The sequence below is a fragment of the Brevibacterium oceani genome (assembly GCF_013623835.1).
In the GTDB taxonomy this organism is placed as follows: domain Bacteria; phylum Actinomycetota; class Actinomycetes; order Actinomycetales; family Brevibacteriaceae; genus Brevibacterium; species Brevibacterium oceani.
In genome coordinates, this window is the sequence record NZ_JABKDE010000014.1 from 1 (window position 1) to 20,540 (window position 20,540).

Genomic DNA, 20,540 nt, shown 5'->3' on the forward strand with positions numbered 1-20,540 from the left:
CGAACACAGATGCTCGATCGTGTGATTGTCTCACCAGAAAATAAATGTTCTGGCATCACAACTTGTTCAAACAAACACGCTATTGGATTCTCAAACCACAAACACACACCCATCACCACACACAACAGTGCGCGTTCACTGGGGGTATCAGTTTCTGTTGGCCACCCCATCCGTCCCAACCACCTGACAAACCCTGTTTGTCCTGGTCAGGCCCGGTGGAAACTCTGTTCTGAGAACCTCGTTTCCGGCGGGGCAACGAGATATAACTCTAGACCAGGCGAACCCGACCACGCAAATCCAAACCCCACCCCAACCACGTGACACCCACCACATCTCGCTCGGGCCCATGCCGGAGCCCGTGACAGAGGTCTGGCCGTCACCCGGCACAGGCCCTCCCTGCGATTGTGGAACTTGCCGAGATGCCTCTCCCACTGTCCCCCGGTGTTAGCGTCCCACTATGAGCATCCGCCCAGATGACCAAGTGTCCGAGGGTTCCGGCCCTCCTGTCCCTCCCGCTCCTATCGCGGTGATCGCCGGTGCTTCCGGTTTCATCGGCGGACAGCTGCTGACCGCGTTGCGGACATGGGGCTACGAGACCCGCACGATCGGTCGCGCCGACACTCATTGCGATGCGACCTGGGAGGACCCCTCACGTATCCGCGAGCTCGTCGACGGCACCGACCTGCTCATCAATTTCGCCGGGCGAAGCGTCGGGTGCCGGTACACGGACGCCAATCGGCAGGAGATCTGGGACTCCCGGATTCTTACGACCTCAGCGCTCAAAGATGCGGTCGGAGCCGCCTCGGCGCCTCCGCGTCTGTGGATCAACTCGAGCACGGCGACAATCTATCGCCACGCCACCGATCGTCCGCAGACCGAGGACGGCGGGGAGATCGGCGAGGGATTCTCCGTGGACATCGCAAAGGCCTGGGAGAAGGAGTTCTTCGCGGGCAGCTTGCCGGCAACCCGACGCGTGGCCCTGTGGATGGCGATCGTGCTCGGAGACGGCGCCGCGCTGGACATGCTCGCCACGGCGGCGAGGTTCGGCGCCGGTGGCCCCCAGCACGAGGGCCGCTGGTTCCCGCATCGGCGTTGTCGCGGAATCGGCCCGGAAGCCTCGGGGCCGACCGTGTGGCACCAGCACCCACCAACGCACGGGCGGCAGCGATTCAGTTGGGTGCACATCGACGATGTGCTCCGCGCCGTCCGCTTCATCATCTCCCACGAGGAGCTCTCCGGACCGATCAACGTTTCGAACCCGCAGGTCACGGACAATGTCACTCTCATGGCTGCCCTGCGTCGGGCAGTGCGAATGCCCATCGGCATCCCCGCACCGAGGTGGCTGCTGGAACTCGGGATGATCGTCCTGCGGCAGGAATCGGAGCTCGTTCTCAAGAGCCGTTGGGTTCTGCCGGAACGCCTCGAAGCCGCCGGTTTCGACTTCCGGTGGACCGATATCGAGGCGGCGACGAAGCATCTGCTGCGCTGATCTCGCCCTCAGGCCGATGAACTCTCTGCACCAGCTCGGTGAACCGACACCAGCCTGGTGCATGGACCAAGCCGGTGTCGGTTCACCAAGCAGTCGTGTCGACGCGTGCCGGAAGTACGGTCGGAACTGCTGGTCAGAATCGCCTGTCGGACGTGAGCAGGACTGGAACCGCGCGGAACCGCGTCAGCCGGCGGCCGCCTCGGCGGGGATTCCCTGCTCCACACACTCGGCGCAGTAGGGCTGCCGTCCCTGCTCCGTGCATTCGGTGCAGCGCAGGTACTGCTTGCGGCAGGCGAGGTTCGCGCAGTTGACGAACTCCGGAGTGTTCGTGCCGCAGCTCACGCAGTGGCCGATCGATTCGACGTCGTCGCCGAATTCGACGTGCATCCGCTTGTCGAAGACGTAGAGCGAGCCATTCCAGTAGCCGGAGCTGCCGAAGGTCTCGCCGTAGCGGACGATGCCGCCATCGAGCTGGTAGACCTCTTCGAAGCCGCGGTTCTTCATCAGCACGGACAGGACCTCGCAGCGGATTCCGCCGGTGCAGTAGGTGACGACCGGTTTGTCCTTGAGCTCGTCGTACTTGCCGGATTCGATCTCGGCGATGAAGTCCCTGGTGGTGTCGGTGTCGGGGACGATGGCGTCGCGGAACTTCCCGATCTGCGCTTCCATCGCGTTGCGGCCGTCGAAGAAGACGACGTCGTCACCGCGTTCGTCCATGAGTCTGTGCAGGGCTCCGGGCTTGAGGTGCCGGCCGCCGCCTTGGACGCCGTCTTCGGTCACCGTGATCTCGTCGGGGGTGCCGAAGGTGACGAGCTCGTCGCGGACCTTCACGCTCAGCCGCGGGAAGTCATCACCCTGACCGTTCGACCATTTGATGTCGGCCTTCTTGAACGGTGCATAGGATTTCGTCGCCCGCACGTATTGCTTGACGTCGAAGATATCCCCGCCGACAGTGGCGTTGATGCCGTCCTTGGACACGATGATGCGACCCTTGAGCCCGAGGCTCTCGGTCAGGGTGTGCTGCCACAGCTTGACCACTTCCGGGTCGGGCAGCGGCGTGAAGACGTAGAACAGGACGATCTTGGGAGTTGCCATGACCCCTATTCTAAGTGGGTGCGCCCGCTCGACCGTCGCCGAGGTGGCCCGTTGTGGACGCGCTTCGCCCCGTCGGTGCGACCCCGGCTAAGATTGGCCCCGAGTGCCGTGTCGTATGAAAGGGCCCCGAAGAGGACATGACGTCAAACCTCAGCTCCGCGGAATCCGCGGAGGTCGATTCCGTGCAGAACGCTTCGAAGAAGGTCAAGGAGACGGTCGAGTTCGCTGCGGCGAACCCCGACGTCGAACAGCCCTTCGCCGACCTCGGCCTCAAGGCCGACGAATACGAGCAGATCAGGACGATCCTCGGACGCCGCCCCACCTCGGCGGAATTGGCCATGTATTCGGTGATGTGGTCCGAGCACTGCTCGTACAAGTCCTCGAAGGTCCACCTGTCTGAATTCGGCGACAAGGTCACCGAGGACATGAAGAAACACCTGCTCGTGGGCATCGGCGAGAACGCCGGCGTCGTCGACATCGGCGACGGCTGGGCGGTGACCTTCAAGGTCGAGAGCCACAACCACCCAAGCTACGTCGAACCCCATCAGGGTGCCGCCACGGGTGTGGGCGGCATCGTACGCGACATCATCTCGATGGGCGCCCGCCCGGTCGCGGTGATGGATCAGCTGCGCTTCGGCGACATCGACCACCCGGACACCGCCCGCGTCGTCCACGGCGTCGTCGCCGGCATCAGCAACTACGGCAACTCCCTGGGCCTGCCGAACATCGGCGGCGAAACCGTCTTCGACTCCGTCTACCAGGGAAACCCGCTGGTCAACGCCCTGGCCGTGGGAGTCATGCGGCATGAGGACATCCGCCTGGCCAACGCCTCGGGACTCGGCAACAAGGTCGTGCTCTTCGGTGCCCGCACCGGCGGCGACGGCATCGGCGGGGCCTCGATCCTCGCCTCGGAGTCCTTCGACGACACGAAGCCCTCGAAGCGCCCGGCCGTGCAGGTCGGCGACCCCTTCGCCGAGAAGGTGCTCATCGAATGCTGCCTCGAACTCTTCCACGCCGGTGTCGTCGAAGGCATCCAGGACCTCGGCGCGGCCGGCATCTCCTGCGCGACTTCGGAGTTGGCCTCGAACGGCGACGGCGGAATGCACATCGCCCTCGACGACGTGCTGCTGCGCGATGAGACGCTGACCCCTGAAGAGATCCTCATGTCGGAGTCGCAGGAGCGGATGATGGCCGTCGTCCGTCCCGACCGCCTCGAGGAGTTCCTCGAAATCGTCGGCAAGTGGGAGGTCGAGACCTCCGTGCTCGGCGAGGTCACCGACACCGATCGCCTCGTCATCGAGTGGCACGGTGACGTCATCGTCGATGTGCCGCCGCGCTCGGTCGCTCACGACGGCCCCGTGTACAACCGTCCGATGGCTGTGCCCTCATGGACCGCCGAGGTGGCCGCGGACACCGTCGAATCCGCCGGTTTGGCGCGACCGACGACCGACGATGAGCTGCGTTCGACCGTGCTCGCGCTCGCGAGCTCTCCGAACCTCGCGTCGAAGTCGTGGATCACCTCGCAATACGACAAGTACGTGCAGGGCAACACCGCTCAGGCCTACCCGGATGATGCCGGCGTCGTCCGCGTGGATGAGGAGTCCGGCCTCGGCGTGGCCATCGCCACCGATGCCAACGGCCGCTACGGCTACCTCGATCCGGCCCGCGGTGCCCAGCTCGCACTGGCCGAGGCGTACCGCAACGTCACCACCGCCGGGGCCATCCCTCGCGCGGTCACCGACTGTCTCAACTTCGGGTCCCCCGAGGACCCGGAGATCATGTGGCAGTTCGCCCGATCCGTCGAGGCGCTGGCCGAGGCCTGCCAGGACATGGGCATCCCCGTCACCGGCGGCAACGTCTCCCTGTACAACCAGACCGGCGGGGTGGCCATCCACCCGACACCGGTCGTCGGTGTGCTCGGCGTCTTCGACGACGTCACCCGCGCCACCCCGAGCGGCTGGAAGGACCCGGGCCAGACCATCTACCTGCTCGGCACCACCGATGCCGAGCTCGACGGATCGGCGTGGGCCGACGTCACTGCCGGCCACCTCGGCGGGATTCCTCCGCAGTACAAGCCGGAGACGGAGAAGGAACTCGGCGAGATCCTCATCAACGCCTCGCGCGACGGCATGATCGACGCCGCGCACGACCTCTCCGAGGGCGGGCTGTCCCAGGCGCTCGTCGAATCCTGCCTGCGCTACGGCACGGGCGCGCGCATCTGGCTCGACGAGGTGTGCGAACGCGACGGCATCGACGTGTTCACCGCGCTGTTCTCCGAGTCGACGGCACGGGCGATCGTCGCCGTTCCGCGATCCGAAGAAGTCCGGTTCAAGGACATGTGCACCGCCCGGCGATTCCCGTTCGTGCGCATCGGCATGACCGATGCCGGCGACCCGGATCCCTCCCTCGACATCGTCGACCACTTCTCCATCGGACTGACCGAACTCGGCCAGGCGCACGAAGGCACGCTGGCAGAGCGCTTCGGCTCGGCCGCTGCCGCCGCGGTCGAAGGGGCCGTGTGAGGGCAGTCGCCGACTGAGCGTCCAGATCGGACGAAGGGCCACCTCGTGGAGTTCCCCGGCATCGCCGGATGATCTTCGCCGAGGTGGCCCTGAGTCATTCACGGTGCGATTCGTGAGGCCGACGGCACCGTCGCCCCACGGTTGCGGCCGAGCAGATGGAAGAGCCCGAGGCATGCGAAGACGAGCACCAACCACACGCTTTGGACGAGCACCCCGGCCATCACACCGGTCGTGACGTTCTCGGCCAAAGGTTCGGCGACGGTCATATTGAGCACGGCGAGCACTGAGCCGAGCGCGACCGCAATGACGAGGATCCACCACCGTCGATTGCGGGCGATGTTCCATCCGCAGAACACCGCCGCCAGGAAGAACGCATTGAGCACCCCTTGGATGATGTTGAGGGTGAGCATTGAGCCTCCGGCTTCCGTCCCAGCCGAAAGGATGATCCCCGTCAGGGGCGTGAGAATCAGCAGGGCTGCGCATCCGAGGAAGAAGATTCCGGCACCGATGAGTCTCCGCGCCCAGCTGGTGTTCTTCACCAGCAGGATGGTTGCCGTGCCGAGGATCAGCCGCAGACATGCGCAGATGATCGATCCGAGACTGAAGAGAACAACTGCGCTCGTGCCACCTGTCGTCGCCAGCGGCGTCAGCACCAGGGCGGGCAGCATGCCGATGATGAGGGCCGCCCAGAACAGCGAGCGCGCGAGCCATCCGGGATGCTGCGATTCCTGCGCTTCGCGGGGTGCCGGTGCATGCGGTGGTGGCGACGGGTAAGTCGGCGATCCTGCCGCCGGCTGACTCTGCCAAGGGCCGTTGCTGTGACTGCTCTGTCCATAGCTCATGGTCCTACCCTACGATTCGACCGCCGACACACGTGACCCAAGATGACAGCGAACACACATGCGCAATCACGAATGTGATTGCCTGAAGGGAACTGCTGCGGCACAACCGTCGCGGCCACACCGCACGATCGACCAGAGGAGTCAGACATGGCGACGATTCGCACATCCCACGCGGGATCCTTACCCCGCACACCCGAACTCATCGAGGCCAACAAGGTCAAGCAGGCGCAGAACACTGCTCGCCTCGCCGGCCAGGAGGTCTCCGACGAGCAGGCCCAGGAGTTCGACGAGCTCCTCGCCGCCAGTGTTGTCGACCTCGTCAAGCGCCAGAAGGCCCTGGGCCTTTCGCTTCCCAATGACGGCGAATACGGCCACGCGATGGCCTCGGATCTCGACTACGGCGCCTGGTGGCACTATTCGTTCCACCGCACGGGTGGGCTCGAACTCGCCGATCACAACCTCTGGGACACTCCTGCGAACCGTTCGACCGACGGCTCGATCGTCCTGACGAGCTTCCCTGACCGTCGCGACCGCCACCTCTTTCCGAACGTGTACGCCGACCCCGAAGCAGGCACGTCCACCGGCGAGCAGGTCCAGTTCCCGAAGGCCACCGGTCCGATCAGCTACATCGGTCAGCAGGCCGTGGCCCAGGACATCGCCAATCTCAAGGCGGGTCTGGCCGCCGCCGGATACGACGAGCGCGCCGGCTACATCAACGCCCTATCCCCTGGTTCCGCCTCCCGCGTGGCCAACGAATACTACTCCTCCGACGAGGAGTTCATCTGGGCCTGGGCCGATGTGCTGCGCGAGGAATACCTCGCCATCACCGAGGCGGGGCTGACCGTCCAGATCGACGATCCGTCGCTGGCCGAGAACTTCGACCAGATCAACCCCGAGCCGTCCTTCGACGACTACCGGGCCTTCACGCAGATCCGCATCGATGCGCTCAACCATGCACTGCGCGGCATCGACCCGGCCCAGGTTCGCATCCACACCTGCTGGGGTTCCTGGCATGGACCGCACGTCACCGACCTGCCGTTCGCCGAGATCGTCGACCAGGTCCTCTCGATCAACGCCGCCGGCATCACCTTCGAGGCTGCGAACGTCCGTCACGAGCACGAATGGCGCATCTGGGAAGAGACAAAGCTGCCTGAGGGCAAGTACATCATCCCCGGTATCGTCTCCCATGCGACCAACGTCGTTGAGCACCCGGAACTCGTCGCCGAACGCATCGGACGCTTCGCCAAGCTCGTCGGACCCGAGAACGTCGTCGCCTCGACCGACTGCGGTCTGGGTGGCCGCATTCATCCGGAGATCGCGATCGCCAAGCTGCAGTCGCTGACCGAAGGTGCGGAGATCGCCTCGAAGCGCTTCTGACTCAGGTCTGCAGACGGAACTCTGCTGATCGAACTTTGCGGTCAGAGTTCGATCAGCGGAATCTCCACCAACAGAAGTCCCCTCCGTTCGGCGTACCAACCGAACGGAGGGGACTTCTGCAGTTCTCGGGCCACCACCCAGCCTTAGGGCCAGGCAGAGGAGATGGCTGTTTCACGCCCCGTGGCCGAGCTCCTCGTCGAAGCAGTCGGACAGCGTCGGCTGGGCGAAGCGGTATCCGGTCTCCTGCAGCTTCTCCGGCACCACACGCTGATCGGCCAGAGCGAGTTCCTTCGCACCGTCACGGCCGAGCATGAGCTCGGTGATGAAACCGGGCGTCGGAATCCACGCGGGCCTGCGCAGGTGGGCGGCGAGCGCCTCGGCGAATTCCGCCTGCGACACGAGTTCGGGAGCGACGGCATTGACCGGACCCCGCACATAGTCATAGAGCACCGCATGCACATAGGCACGGGCCACGTCGTCGAGGGATATCCAGGCCAGGGCCTGCTCACCGCTGCCCAAGCGACCGCCGGCACCGGCGAGGAACAGCGGCGCCTGCAGTTTGAGCAGTCCGCCCAATGAGCTGAGCACGACCCCGGTGCGGATCGACACTCGCCGGATCCCGGCGTCCTCGACTCCGGCCGCGGTCTCTTCCCACTTCTGGCACACCTCGGCGAGGAATCCCTCGCCGACCGGCCCTGATTCGTCGACCGGCTCATCCGCCTTCGACCCGTAGTAGCCGACCGCGGAGGCGCAGACGAAGACCGAGGGCCGCTTCGCCTCAGGCAGGCTGCGCATCGTTTCGACGAGCAGCCTCGTCGAGTCGATGCGGGAGGACCAGATCTCGTCCTTCGCGTGCTTGGTGAACCGTGTGGCGATCGATCGCCCGCCGAGGTGGACCACCGCGTCCGCCCACGCGAGGTCCCGCGGGTTGAGGATTCCCAGGTCGGGGTTCCAGTGCACTTCATACGGGAACTTCGGGGTCTCGCGCACGAGGAGGCGGACGAAGTGTCCGGCGGTGGAGAACAGTGCGGCCACCTGCCGGCCGATCAGTCCGCTGCCGCCGGCGATGAGGATGTGCTTGCCCTTCTTCCGGGTCAGCAGGGGCGCGTTCGTGGATTCGAGGAAGTCGATGTCCATGAGCATGCGCCGGTGCCGGGCTTCGAAGGTGGCCTCGAGGTAGCGGGTGAGGCTGCGATCGATGACGTCGAAGCCCTGCGGTGCCATGGAGAATTCGACGTGGTCGTCGATCTTCGTTCCGCCCGCCACCGAGGTGAATTCGTGCGTGTGCTTCCACTGGCTCAGGGGGCCTTTCTTCAGCTCGTCGACGAAGGAGAACCGCGACGGGCCCTCCGAATGCACCGAGCTGAAGGGACGCCGCACGAGGCCGTACGTGCCGGGCACGCTCGTGCGCACCTGCGCAACCGAACCAGGGGCGATCGGGGGGTAGCTCTCCTCGACGATCTCCTGCGCCCAATGCGGTGAAAGCCTGGTCAGAGCACCTGGCTGAGCGTGCCAGTCGTACGTGGTCTCCGCGCCGAGCGGAATTTCAGATGTCGACTCAAAGATGGTCATGGCATCCCTCCTACCTCGAATGATGCCACCGGATTCTGAGAGTGTGACCGACAACGCGCCCAAGCGCAGATGAATTGTCCGCCGTCACAGTCGTCACACCGGGCAACTGTCCGCACCGGGCCACGGTCGGAGGCGCGCTAAGCCACAGTCGGAGCCGCGCCGCAGTCCGCACCGGACCATAGTCGGCGCCGCGTTACTGTCTAGTGAATGTGCAGGAGACCAGCATTAAATCAGGTCGCTGGCACATCCACTAGACAGTTGCGGACCGACCCTCACTCAGCCGACAGTTGCAGACCGAACTCCAGTCAGCTGACAGCAACGGAGCGGCGACCGCTCACCCCTCGGCTGCGGGGATCTTCCCGAAGCGGAAGGCCGACCAGAAGTCACCGCGCACATAGCCGTGCTCCGGTTCCGGATCGAAATCCCAATGACGGACCGTGCCCACCTTGAGCGCATCGGCGACGAGCTGTCGGCTGCGCTGCGAGCCGAGTACATGATCCTCGAGGTGGTCGAGGTCGTAGCGGGATTCGAGCTCTGACCGCATCGCCGCCAGCGTCTGCGCATACGCAGGATCGTCGGCACGATTGTCCAGCTCGTCGGGGTCCGCGGCGAGGTCGAAGAGCAGCTCAGGATCACCCGGGCACAGGGTCAGCTTGCAGTCCCCGCGTACGAGTGTGACCTGCGGGCGGTAAGTGCCCTCGGCGAAGTACTCGATGATGACGTCTCGGTCCTCAGGGCCGAATTCCCCGATGGCTTCCCGCCGAGCCGATTCGAGCAGGGACGTTCCGACGAGGCCGTCGTCCACCGCGGAGGTGGCCGTGCCCTCCACGTCAGATCCCACCGCCGAGGCGGCCGTGCTCTCTGCCCCGCCGGCACCGTTCGCGCTCCCGCGGGCGATCTCGACCAGGGTGGGCGCAAGGTCGACGAGGCTGACCGGGTTCTGGTAGCGGCCGGGGGTGACCACCTCGGCGGGGCCATTGACGATGATCGGCACCCGCGAGGACTGCTCGTAGGGCGACATCTTGAACCATAGGCCCCTCTCCCCCAGCATGTCGCCGTGGTCGCTGGTGACGATGACGACGGTGTTCTTGAGCAGGTCGAGCTCCTCGAGCCGCTGCCTGATCGCCCCGACGTGGTCGTCGATGTAGTTCACCGCCGCATAGTAGGCGCGGCGGGCCCTGCGCACGTCCTCGATGCCGGGTTCCCGCTGATCGAAGCCGCACATCGTGCGCAGCCGATGGCTGTGCGGATCCACGGCGGCGTCAGGGACCTCGGGATGGGCAGGGTCCGGGATGTCCACCTCGGCGAACCGGTCCCAGTTGGCCTTCGGCGGCTCGTACGGGTCATGCGGGTGGATGAACGAGGTGACCATGAGGAACGGCTGGTCGGCCCCGGCCGCCTGGTTCGCGCGCTTGCGGTCGTTGAGGTGGCGCAAGGTCTTGAAGATCACCTCGTCGTCGAAGTCCTGCTGCACGTTCGCCGTCGCAGCACCCGCGGTGAACACGGGGTCGGCCTCGTGGTACCACTGCAGTTTCTCCTCCAACGGGCGATTCCAGTCGGGGACCATGTCGAGATCGGCCGGGTAGACGTCGGTGGTCAGACGCTGTTCGAAACCGTGGTGCTGGTCAGGGCCGATGAAGTGCATACGGCCGATGAGCGCCGTGTGGTAGCCGAGCGTGCGCAGACGGTGGGCGAAGGTCGGCACCGAGGCGGCGAAGTCGTCACCGTTGTCGAGGCAGTCGACATCGGCGGGCATCCGCCCGGTCATCATCGATGCCCGCGACGGCGCGCACAGCGGGGTGTTGCAGTAGGCGCGGTCGAAGACCGCACCATCGGCGGCCAGGGCGTCCATGTTCGGGGTCAGTGCTGCGCCGTTGCCGTAGGTGCCGAGTGCCTGCGCCGCCATCTGATCGGCTTGGATGACGACGATGTTCGGGGTGGTCATGGTGGTTCTCTTTTCGTTCAGGAGCGGGATTCTGAGGCGGAGTCGGCGTCCATCGCCGAGGTGGCCTGAGGGTCGGTATCATCCGCCGAGGTGGCGTCCGGGTCGGCGGGGTCCGCCTCCGTGGTGGGGCCGTCCGCCTCGGCGGTGGGGTTCGCGTCGGATTCGGGAGTCCACCCGTCGTCCCAGGTCCCGGTCTCGTAGTCGTAGCCGACGGGATCGCCGTTCTCGTCGGTGCGCTGGTACCAGTCGGTGTAGTCCTCGTGCTCGGAGTCGATGCTGCCGTTCGCGCCGTCGCCGGGCTCGGTGGGCACGACCTGGAGGGCGAAGTCGTCGCCATAGCGATCGGCGCCGTCGACGACGGCGTTGTCGACGGCATTGAGTGCGTACTGGCGGCGCAACGCGAGCGGATCCGTCCGCAGCTCCTTGTACCACGCGAAGATGATGAAGAGCATGACGATCGCGAACGGCACCGCCGTGACGATGACGAGCTGTTGGAGGCCTTCGAGCGCGTTCGCGTTGCCCAGCAGCAGCATGACGACAGCGATGCCCGACATCACGAGACCCCAGAACACGACGACCCACTTCTTCGGCTCCTGATCACCGCGGCTGGTGAGCATGCCCATGACCACCGAGGCGGAATCGGCCGAGGTGATGAAGAAGATCGCGAGGACGATGATCGCCACGAACGGCAGCCATTCGACGTAGGGCAGGTTGTCGATGAGGGTGAAGAACACCTCGGGGGCTTCCATGCTGTCGGTGAAGCCGGCCGCACCGTCCCGGTACATCGAGATCGAGGTCCCGCCCATGATGCCGTAGGCAACGAAGAGCAGAGTCGAGGGGATGAAGATCGTGCCGAGGATGAACTGGCGAATCGAACGCCCGCGGGAGATGCGGGCGATGAAGGTGCCCACGAACGGCGACCAGGAGATCCACCAGGCCCAGTAGTACACGGTCCACACCGATTGGAACTCCTGTGTCTCCGTGCCCCACGACAGGGACCGGCCCATGAGGTCGAAGAGGGAACCGAAGTACTCCATGAGCGCCGAGGGCAGCAGGTTGAGCAGGAAGAGCGTCGGGCCGAGGAAGAGCACAAGCGCGACGATGCCGACGGTGAGGACGATGTTGATTGACGACAGGTAGCGGATGCCCTTCGAGACGCCCGAGACCGCGGAGATGATGAAGCCGATGGTGAGCACGAGGATGATGATGACGAGCATGTTGTTCGTCATCGGACCCGCTCCGGAGACGATGCTCACGCCCGTGCCGATCTGCATCGCCGCGATGCCCAGCGCTGCCGCCGTGCCGAAGAGCGTGGCCACGATGGCGAAGATGTCGACGAGCTTGCCGGCGAAGCCCTCGGTCTGTCTTTTGCCGAAGAGCGAGACGAAGATCGAGGACAGCAGCAGGGACCGGCCGCGACGGTAGGCGGCGTAGGCGATCGCGCCGCCGACCAGGGCATACATCGCCCAGGCGTGGAAGCCCCAGTGGAAGTAGGTCTGTGCCATCGCACCGTGGAGGGCCTCGGTCGTCTCCGGATCGTTCGTCAGCGGCGGCGGGCTGATGAAGTACGTGAGCGGTTCGGAGGGCCCGAAGAAGAGCACGCCGATGCCGATGCCGGCCGCGAAGAGCATCGCGACCCAAGAGAAGGTGCTGAACTCGGCCTTCTCACTGTCCTTGCCCAACGGGATCTTCCCGTAGGGCGAGAACGCGAGGATGAGGAGGGCGACGAGGACGACGATCGCGACGAGGTTGAAGAACCAGCCGACGTTCATCGTCGACCAGTCATACGCGGCCTTCGCCACCGAGGCAACGCTGCCGGAGTCCGTGATCCCCCAGATGACGAACGCCACCGTCAGCGAGCCGGCGATCGCGAAGATCACCTTGTCGAGGGAGTACCGACGGCGCTGCTCGTCGATCGCGATCCCGGGCACGAGGATCGGGTGAGTGTTGTGCGGGTACTGCGTGTTCGTCTCGGTCGAGGAACCGTCCTGGGGGCTCTCGCCGTACGGGTAACGCGGACGGGCGTAGTCGAGCTTGCCGAGGCGCTTGCCGGTCTCGCGGCTGACACGCTTGGCGTCGGCGCCGACTCGACGGGCGTCGGCCTTGATCCGCTCCCGGGAGACGCGACGGTCGTTCGGGTGCGTCTCGGCGCTGCCGTTCGCCTCGGCGGCCTTGTCGTTCGCCGCTGCGGCGGAGTCCGCCTGCTCGGCGGCATTCGTCGCGGTGGCGTTGTCGTGCGCGGAGGCTGCGTTCGCCTGGTCGGCGGCATCGCGTGCGGTGGCGCGTGGTCTGACATCCGAGGAGTGTTCCTCGGATCCGGGGGTGGAGTCATCGGACATGGGCGATGGTCCTTTCTCATTCGCAGGAGTGTCTGGAACTCAGACGTGACGGATGATCGAAAGCAACCGGATCGCTCAGGGTTCGCTGCCGCACCACCCGATCGCCGCGCCTTCCCACGAATCGTTGGCATAGCCCTGTGTCGGGCGCGGTGCGACGGTGGCCGGGCGGGTTCGACCGCGGTCAGCTGCCGCAGTGAAACCTCTGTATGCCATAATTTCGGACCATAACAGTTTGCTGAGAGCTTCTCAAAGGTTCGCTTCACACAAGAGGCGGGGTCGGCTGCACGATGACGGTCGGTTACCCCTCGGCGGGTGGGGTCATCCAGCCTCGGCGAGGTAGGTCATCCGACCTCGGCAAGGTGTGTCATCCGGCTTCGACGAGGATGACGCCGACGACGATGCAGCCGATGCCGATGAGCGCGCGACGCGTCAGCGAGTCCTTCCAGATGACGCGTGAGAGCAGGCAGACCAGGGCCACCCCGCAAGCGGCCCACAGGCCGTAGGCGACGCCGAGCGGCATGCCGGCAGCGAGCGTGCGGCTGAGAAACAGGAAGGCCGCAGTGTAGCTGATGACCACCGGGATGAACCAGACCCTGCGCTGCAGTCCGGCGCTGGCGCGCAGACACAGGGTACCGGCCACCTCGCTGAGGATCGACAGGGCGAGCCAGACCCAGCTCATTCGGTCACCTCCGTGTATCCGCTGCCAGGGGCGACGGGACCGTCGGGAGTGCCGGCATCGTCAGGAGTGCCGGAATCGTCCGAGCTGCCGGATTCGACGAGGATGACGCCGATGATGATGACGGCGATGCCGATGATCGCTCCGATGCTCAGCAGCTCCCCGAAGAACACCACGCCGAGCACGGCGACGAGGGCGACTCCACTGGCCGACCAGGTGGCGTAGACCGCCCCGAGCGGCATCCCGAGTCGCTGCGTGAGGCCGAGGATGAAGAACGCGGCGGCGTAGAGGACGACGACCCCGGGGATCCAGATCGGATCGGCGACGGAGGCGCGCAGCATCAGGGTGGCGGCCACCTCGGCGACGATCGCCCCCGTGAGGAGCAGGATTCGACGGGGGCTCATGCGGCCTCCTCCGCCTCAGCGGTGTCGATGAGACCGAGCGCGTGCTCGCGCACAGCGGCCAGATCAGCGGCGGGGAAGACCCCGGTGGCCTCGGACATCCAGGCGCCGTCGGCGCAGAAGCGCGCCGTCGTGAGCAGCGAGACGACGGGAGGGTTGAGGCCGTCGACGTCGAACCATGGGCCGAGGTGGTCTCTCCACGCCTGGCCCAGCTTGGGGTGGTAGAGCGCGTCGGAGAAGATCCAATAGTCTGCGCGGGAGACCTCGGCGGTGGTGGCGACGGCGACGTAGGCGCGATGCCGCTCGAAGCTCGAGAGCTCCTCGGCCGACTTCCCGGTGTGTTCGCCCAGCATCTGCGCCCAGTGCGCGGCGGCACGGTCGACGAGGCCGACCATGAGCGCTTCCTTCGACGGGAAGTGGTACATCAGCCCCGGCTTGGTCAGCCCCGCTTCCTGCGCAACCGTCTCGAGCGAGATCGTCACGCCCTGGACCGAATCGTTCGATTCGGCCAGGGCCTTCGCCGCTTCGAGGATCCGAGTCTTCGCATCTGCAACCACGCCCGGAACTTTACCATCCGGTTGGTAAAGTCGGCCAGGTCGCCGAGGTCAGGCGGGTCAGCCACAGTCAGTCGGGTCAGCCGGGGCGCCTAGGTCAGTTAGGTCAGATACGTCAGTTCAGCAGTGCCCGGTCCCCCAGGCTCGCACCCTTGAGCTTCGAGAACTCCCCGAGCAGGGTCTCGACGGTCAGGTCCTTCTTCTCCTCGGCCGTGGCTTGGTAGATGATCCGACCCTCGTGCATCATGATCAGCCGATTGCCCAGCGCGATCGCCTGCTCCATGTTGTGGGTGACCATGAGCGTGGTCAGCCCGTCGGCTTCGACGATCTTCTTCGTCAGCGTCGTCACCAGCGCCGCCCGCTGCGGGTCGAGGGCTGCGGTGTGCTCGTCGAGCAGCAGGATCCGGGGCTGGGTGAATCCGGCCATGAGCAGGCTCAGCGCCTGCCGCTGACCGCCGGAGAGCAGTCCGACCTTCGTCTTCAGTCGGTTCTCGAGGCCGAGTTCGAGTGTGGCCAGCTCGTCCGTGAAGTGCTCCCGCCGCGCCGAGGTGGTTCCCCGCCCCAGACCGCGTGCTTGTCCGCGCCTGAGAGCCAGGGACAGGTTCTGTTCGATCGTGAGATCCCGTGCGGTGCCGGCCATCGGGTCCTGGAAGACCCGGCCGAGGTATTTCGCCCGTTTGTATTCGGGCATCCGGGATACCTCGGCGCCGTCGATCGTGATCGATCCGGAGTCGATGGGCAGCCGCCCGGAGATGGTGTTGAGCAGGGTCGATTTGCCGGCGCCGTTCGAACCGATGACGGTGACGAAATCGGATTCCTCGAGTCTGAGCTCGAGCCCTTGGAGGGCTTTGCGTTCGTTGACCGTTCCGGGGAAGAAGGTCTTGGAGACGTTGTCGATCGTGAGCATGATCCTCAGCCTTCCTTCCCAGCGCCTGCGCCGGAGGTCGTCGAGACGTCGGCGATCTCGGCGGGGCCCTTCATGTCTGTCGTGCCTGCCGGCACCGAGGCGGGAGCGCGGTTGCCGCGTCCCTTGAGCGAAGGGATCCGCTTGAGGAAACCCCATCTGGGCAGGAGGAGGGCGATGACGACGAGCAGGGCTGTGGTCAGCTTCATGTCGTTCGTGTCCAGGCCCGCGCGCAGAGCGAGGAAGATGATGAGCCGGTAGATGACCGATCCGAGCAGCGCACCGAGGCTGGCCACGAAGATGTTGCGACTGCCGAACACGGCCTGGCCGAGAATGACCGAGGCGAGTCCGACGAGGATGAGGCCGATGCCCATGCTGATGTCGGAGAAGCCCTGGTACTGGGCGATGAGCGCGCCGCAGAGGGCGACGAATCCGTTCGACAGCGCCAGGGTGAGCATCGTCGTGTTGTCGGTGTTGACGCCGAGGCTGCGGATCATCTCCCGGTTGTTGCCGGTGGCCTGAATGGCCAGACCCAGATCGGTGGTGAGGAACCAGTCGATGGCGAACTTGAGGATGAGGGCGAAGATGAGCAGGATCGCGATCGAGATCCACGAGCCCAGCCACATGTTCTCCCGCAGCGGGGTGAACACGGTGTCCTCGCGCAGCAGCGGCAGATTCGCTTTGCCCATGATCCGCAGGTTGATCGACCACAGACCGATCATCGTCAGGATTCCGGCGAGCAGTCCGTCGATGCCGCCCTTGGTGTGCAGCAGCCCGGTGATGTAGCCGGCGACGAGTCCCGCGCCGATGGCTGCGGCGGTCGCCAGGAAGGGGTTGACCCCGGCGATGATGAGGGAGGCCGCGGTGGCGCCTCCCGTGGTGAAGCTTCCGTCGACGGTGAGGTCGGGGAAGTTGAGGACCTTGAAGGTCAGATAGACCCCGAGCGCCATCGCGCCGTAGATGAGCCCGAGCTCCAATGCTCCGAACATGGGTTTCCGTTCATAGGGTGGTGAGGTGGTTCAGGGTGGCCCGAGGTTGCCGATCTGACGGTCGGCAACCTCGGTGCCGGTGGCTTCAACGGCCGATCACTCGATGACGTTGTCGGCTTCGTCGATGAGGTCCTGCGGAATCTCGACGCCCTGGGCCTTCGCGGCTTTGGGATTGACGACGAGTTCGAGGTCCGAGCTGGTCTCGACCGGCATCTCCGCAGGCTTCTTCCCGTCCTGGAGGATCTTCAGAGCCATCTGTCCGGTCTGCTCGCCGAGCTTCGTGTAGTCGATTCCGCGCGTGATCGCCGCACCCGATTCGACCTGTCCGGCCTCGGAGCCGACGAGCAGAGCCTTGTTCTTCTCGGCGGCCTGGACCATGGTGGACACGGCCGAGACGACGTTGTTGTCGGTGGGCACGTAGTAGGCGTCGACCTTGCCGAGCGAGTCCACGGCCTGCGCGAGTTCGCCCGAGTTCGCGATCGTCGCTTCCTTGATCTTCACGCCGAGTCCCTCGGCGGCCTTCTTCGCGAGGTCGACCTGCACCTGCGAGTTGACCTCACCCGAGCTGTAGACGATGCCGACGGTCTTCGCATCGGGCTTGACGTCCTTGACGAGCTTGAGCTGCTCCTCGACCGGGTTGAGGTCCGAAGTGCCGGTGACGTTGGCGCCGGGCTTGTCATTGCTGTCGACGAGTCCTGCCTCCTCCGCGTCGGTGACGGCGGTGAAGAGCACGGGCTGGTTCGTGATCGCCTGCGCCGCGGCCTGAGCGGCCGGGGTCGCGACGGCGAGGACGAGGTCGAGGTCCTCGTTCGCGAAGTTCTGCGCGATCGACGTCGCATTGGCCTGTTCGCCTTGAGCATTCTGCTCGTCCCACTCGACCTCGACGCCGGCATCGTCGAAGGACTTCTTGAAGCCTTTGCTGGCGGCATCGAGAGCCGGGTGCTGCACCAGTTGCGAGATGCCGATCTTGAACGAGTCCCCCTCGCCGCTGCCGCCGTCACCGCCGGAGCAGGCCGAAACCGCAAGAATCGAACCGACCGCCACCATCGCTGTGGCCATTTTCCTCAGACGCATGCTTCTCCCCTTTGAAAGCGCGGTCCGCCCGTGCGGAACCGTCACGAAATCTGCGTGCGGCTCCAACGCCACCGGCAGAGCCTCCGAAGACAGGAGTGCTCTGCGCGAAGACGCGGTCGACGCAGATGAGCGATGCGTCGATTCTTCAGATCATTCTGAACTGCCCACGAAGGCTCCCAGCCTTCGCAGAGCCTTCGCGCGGCAAACCGACGCGCATCACTTCGACTGTGATGATATCCACTCTATGATGCGGCACTGACACCGGGCGCCGATTCCGGCTTTTGGAGACAATCGTCCCAGTATCGTTATCTCAAGCGACAGACGTCCCTCACGGCTCGATCTCGACATCCGATCGTCCGAGCACGTCGAGCATCCACGCGAAGTCGAACGCCGTCTCCTTCCAGGTGTCGTAGCGGCCCGAGGCACCACCGTGACCGGCGACCATCTCGGTCTTGAGCAGCACATCGGCACCGACCTCACGCAGACGCGCGACCCATTTCACCGGCTCCACATAGAGGACCCGAGTGTCATTGAGGGAGGTCACGGCCAAGATCTTCGGGTGGGCCACCTCGGCGACGTTCTCATACGGCGAATACGAGCGCATGTACTCGTACACCTCCGCGTCGTGCAGGGGGTCACCCCACTCCTCCCATTCGATGACCGTCAGCGGCAGTTCGGGCATGAGTATCGAGGTGAGAGCGTCGACGAAGGGGACGTGCGCGCTGATTCCGGCGAAGAGCTCGGGCGCCATGTTCGCCACGGCCCCCATCAGCAGGCCACCGGCCGAACCTCCCGTGGCGACGAGTCTCTCCGGTGCGGTCCACCCGGTGTCGACGAGATGACGGGCGACGTCGATGAAGTCAGTGAACGTGTTCCGCTTCGTCGTGGTCTTGCCCTGGTCGTACCAGTGCCGACCCAGCTCCCCACCGCCGCGCACGTGCGCGATCGCGAAGACGACCCCGCGGTCGAGCAGCGAGAGTCGCCCGACGGAGAAGTACGGGTCCATGCTCGCCTCGTACGAGCCGTAGCCGTAGAGCACGAGCGGTGCCGGGCCACCGGGTGCCGGGTCGTTCGCCGAGGCGGTGCTGCCCTGACCGGTGTCCGTGCCGGTGTCGTCGGATCCGTCCCCCGCCGAGGCGGTCGCTCCCGCGTCGGGTGCGGCGGGGCTGAGTGGGACGAGATCCTTGCGATAGACGAGGGAGATCGGAATCTGCGTCCCGTCCTCGGCCGTGGCCCACAGCAGGGCCTCGTCGTAGGCGCTGAGATCGACGGAGCCGAGCACGGGCTGTCGCTTGAGAACCGTGTCAGTGCCGTCTGCGGCGCTGTGCTGATAGATCACAGTCGGCGTGGACATGGAGGTGAAGAGAAGTCGGATGCTCGTCTGTGAGAACTCAGGGTTGCCGGCGAGTCCGAGGGTGCCGGTCTCCCGGTCGAAGGGAAGCTCGCGCAGCGGACCGAATGGGGAGGAGGTGTCGGTCGACGCTGTACCACCGCTTGCGGGTGCGGTGAGGCGCACGGTGCCGACGCGGGCGAAGCCACCGCGACGGTAACTGACCGCGATGAAGTCGGCGAAGGCGTCGACGTCTTCGATGCGCATACCGTCGATGTCGTCGATGACGGGTCGACCTGGTGCGGCGGGTTCGGCGACGGGGACGTCGATGAGTTCGAAGTCGGCCCGGTCCCTGTTGTGGGTGATGAGGAATCGGTCCTCGCCGCCGATGACGGCGTGCTCGACGGAGTACTCGACCCCGTCGACGCGGGGCCAGACGACTCGCGGTTCGGCTTCGAGGTCGTCGGCCTCGAGACTCCAGTAGCCGGTGGTGGTCTTCGACCCGGTGACGACGAAGAGGTACTTGCCCGATCGGGTGAAGCCCGCTCCGACGAAGTAGCGTTCATCGGGCTCGTCGAAGATGCACACGTCGTCGCTGCTGTCGGTGCCGACGAGGTGGCGCCAGACTTTTTCGGGCCGCCAGGCATCGTCGACGGTGGTGTAGAAGACGTAGCGCCCGGTCGGGTCGAGGGAGGCTCCCGCGAAGGTGCCCTCGATCGTGTCGGCGAGGTCCTCACCGGTTGCGAGGTCGCGCAGTCGCAGGGTGTAGCGTTCATCGCCGCTGGTGTCGACGCCGTAGAGCAGCCGGGTGCCGTCGTCGGAGAGCGAGAATGATCCGAGCGAGAAGAATTCCTGGTCCTCGGCTGCGACGTTCGAGTCGAAGACGACCTCCTCGCCGGGCAGTGCATCGTCGCCGACCTCCGGCGGGGTCCAGTCGTCGGGCCCGGAGACAGGCACGCGAACGCTGATGCCGTAGTCGAGTCCGGCCTGCGTGCGGGAGAAATACCAGTAGTCTCCGCGCCGGGTCGGCACGGACATGTCGGTCTCCTTGATCCGGGTCTTGATCTCGGTGAAGATCGACTCCTGCAGTCCCTCGAGATGGGCGGTCTGTGTCTTCGTCCACGCATTCTCGGCCTCGAGGTGGGCAATGACCTCCGGGGACTCCTTCTCCCGCATCCACTCGTAGTCGTCGACGAAGGTGTGCCCGTGATGCGTGCGCTCGAAGGGGACCTTCTTGGCCACCGGCGCCGAGGCGGGAGCCGCGTCGGTGTCTGCCGTGGGTAACGTGTGCGGTGAGTCGGAATGCGTCATGGCACCACCCTATCGACTGCGGCAAACGTCACTTACCGCTGCGGTTGACGATCACACCGTGCACGACGAGTTCTTTCGCCACAGCGATAAGCGAGCGGAGAACCAGCGATTGATCAGAAT

The 20,540-nt window shown here is 65.4% G+C and carries 15 protein-coding genes; 3 read left to right on the plus strand and 12 right to left on the minus strand.

Going from position 1 to position 20,540, the window contains the following annotated elements; all coding sequences use genetic code 11:
* Nucleotides 1-457 precede the first annotated feature (457 nt).
* Nucleotides 458-1,489 carry an epimerase gene (locus tag HK401_RS19800; RefSeq protein WP_181276388.1) on the plus strand — a complete coding sequence of 344 codons (1,032 nt, stop codon included), beginning with the start codon at nt 458-460 and terminating at the stop codon, nt 1,487-1,489.
* Nucleotides 1,490-1,672: 183 nt separating this feature from the next.
* Here HK401_RS19800 and trhO read toward each other — a convergent pair whose 3' ends face one another.
* Entirely contained in the window at nt 1,673-2,584 is a 912-nt protein-coding gene (gene trhO / locus HK401_RS19805; protein WP_181276390.1) for an oxygen-dependent tRNA uridine(34) hydroxylase TrhO, read from the minus strand.
* Nucleotides 2,585-2,721: 137 nt separating this feature from the next.
* On the opposite strand from trhO, the gene purL reads away from it, so the two are divergent.
* Complete coding sequence (purL, locus tag HK401_RS19810; RefSeq protein ID WP_181276391.1) at nt 2,722-5,106, plus strand: phosphoribosylformylglycinamidine synthase subunit PurL; 2,385 nt, start codon at nt 2,722-2,724, stop codon at nt 5,104-5,106.
* A 98-nt stretch (nt 5,107-5,204) separates the two neighbouring features.
* Here purL and HK401_RS19815 read toward each other — a convergent pair whose 3' ends face one another.
* A complete protein-coding gene (locus tag HK401_RS19815; RefSeq protein WP_181276393.1) occupies nt 5,205-5,948 on the minus strand; it encodes a hypothetical protein in 744 nt (247 codons plus the stop codon).
* A 147-nt stretch (nt 5,949-6,095) separates the two neighbouring features.
* On the opposite strand from HK401_RS19815, the gene HK401_RS19820 reads away from it, so the two are divergent.
* On the plus strand, nt 6,096-7,325 hold the full coding sequence (locus tag HK401_RS19820; RefSeq protein ID WP_181276395.1) for a cobalamin-independent methionine synthase II family protein: 1,230 nt from the start codon (nt 6,096-6,098) through the stop codon (nt 7,323-7,325).
* 171 nt (nt 7,326-7,496) lie between these two features.
* Here HK401_RS19820 and HK401_RS19825 read toward each other — a convergent pair whose 3' ends face one another.
* From HK401_RS19825 to HK401_RS19870, 10 genes are all read right to left on the minus strand, one after another.
* Nucleotides 7,497-8,897 (minus strand): TIGR01777 family oxidoreductase, encoded by a 1,401-nt coding sequence (locus tag HK401_RS19825; RefSeq protein WP_181276397.1) that lies wholly within the window; start codon nt 8,895-8,897, stop codon nt 7,497-7,499.
* 334 nt (nt 8,898-9,231) lie between these two features.
* Complete coding sequence (gene betC, locus HK401_RS19830) at nt 9,232-10,842, minus strand: choline-sulfatase (RefSeq protein ID WP_181276398.1); 1,611 nt, start codon at nt 10,840-10,842, stop codon at nt 9,232-9,234.
* A gap of 17 nt (nt 10,843-10,859) precedes the next feature.
* On the minus strand, nt 10,860-13,181 hold the full coding sequence (locus HK401_RS19835; protein WP_219922104.1) for a BCCT family transporter: 2,322 nt from the start codon (nt 13,179-13,181) through the stop codon (nt 10,860-10,862).
* 364 nt (nt 13,182-13,545) lie between these two features.
* Nucleotides 13,546-13,860 (minus strand): DMT family transporter, encoded by a 315-nt coding sequence (locus HK401_RS19840; RefSeq protein WP_181276399.1) that lies wholly within the window; start codon nt 13,858-13,860, stop codon nt 13,546-13,548.
* Nucleotides 13,857-14,261, minus strand: a complete 405-nt coding sequence (locus HK401_RS19845; RefSeq protein ID WP_181276400.1) for an SMR family transporter — start codon at nt 14,259-14,261, stop codon at nt 13,857-13,859. The genes HK401_RS19840 and HK401_RS19845 overlap by 4 nt, the downstream gene beginning before the upstream one ends.
* Nucleotides 14,258-14,815, minus strand: coding sequence for a TetR/AcrR family transcriptional regulator (locus tag HK401_RS19850; RefSeq protein ID WP_181276401.1), 558 nt, complete (start codon nt 14,813-14,815; stop codon nt 14,258-14,260). The genes HK401_RS19845 and HK401_RS19850 overlap by 4 nt, the downstream gene beginning before the upstream one ends.
* 112 nt (nt 14,816-14,927) lie before the next feature.
* Nucleotides 14,928-15,719, minus strand: a complete 792-nt coding sequence (locus HK401_RS19855; RefSeq protein WP_181276403.1) for an ABC transporter ATP-binding protein — start codon at nt 15,717-15,719, stop codon at nt 14,928-14,930.
* A gap of 5 nt (nt 15,720-15,724) precedes the next feature.
* Complete coding sequence (locus tag HK401_RS19860) at nt 15,725-16,705, minus strand: ABC transporter permease (RefSeq protein WP_181276405.1); 981 nt, start codon at nt 16,703-16,705, stop codon at nt 15,725-15,727.
* A 96-nt stretch (nt 16,706-16,801) separates the two neighbouring features.
* Nucleotides 16,802-17,779, minus strand: a complete 978-nt coding sequence (locus tag HK401_RS19865) for an ABC transporter substrate-binding protein (RefSeq protein WP_181276406.1) — start codon at nt 17,777-17,779, stop codon at nt 16,802-16,804.
* 328 nt (nt 17,780-18,107) lie between these two features.
* Nucleotides 18,108-20,420, minus strand: a complete 2,313-nt coding sequence (locus HK401_RS19870; RefSeq protein ID WP_181276407.1) for a S9 family peptidase — start codon at nt 20,418-20,420, stop codon at nt 18,108-18,110.
* Between the last annotated feature and the right edge of the window lie 120 nt (nt 20,421-20,540).